Below are 549 nucleotides of genomic sequence, written 5' to 3'. Positions count from 1 at the left end.
CCACTGGTGTACGGGTTGTGATGCCAATTGCATTGCCCGGTAGCTAAGTGCGGAAGAGATAACCGCTGAAAGCATCTAAGCGGGAAACTTGCCTCGAGATGAGTCTTCCCTGGGCACTTGATGCCCCAGAAGGGCCGTTGAAGACGACGACGTAGATAGGCCGGGTGTGTAAGCGCAGCGATGCGTTGAGCTGACCGGTACTAATGACCCGAGAGGCTTAACCTTACAACACCGAAGGTGTTTTGAGAGCGACTCAGATATTTCAGCTTGTTCACGGATTGAAGATTAAAATGTTTGCGTATAACGCGGACATCAAACAGCGCGGAGCGCTGGCCTGAAAAGGGAACAGACAAAATCGTCGGGAACGATTTTGTACGTCGCGAAGCGACGGCCCGAAGGGCGAGTCTCAGGAAGAGACGAGAAATTTGCCTGGCGGCGATAGCGCGGTGGTCCCACCTGACCCCATGCCGAACTCAGCAGTGAAACGCCGTAGCGCCGATGGTAGTGTGGGGTCTCCCCATGTGAGAGTAGGGAACTGCCAGGCATCAA

2 rRNA genes are annotated in these 549 nt (G+C 54.6%); both read left to right on the top strand.

Features of this window, described 5'->3' with window-relative positions:
- Positions 1-225, top strand: a 23S ribosomal RNA gene (locus MFP24_RS00340); the annotation flags it as partial.
- A gap of 203 nt (positions 226-428) precedes the next feature.
- Positions 429-544, top strand: a 5S ribosomal RNA gene (gene rrf, locus MFP24_RS00335).
- Positions 545-549: the final 5 nt, after the last annotated feature.

Origin of the sequence: Brenneria tiliae, assembly GCF_023347575.1 — a bacterium.
Lineage (GTDB): Bacteria > Pseudomonadota > Gammaproteobacteria > Enterobacterales > Enterobacteriaceae > Brenneria > Brenneria corticis.
This window is presented reverse-complemented; position numbering and strand designations above follow the sequence as displayed.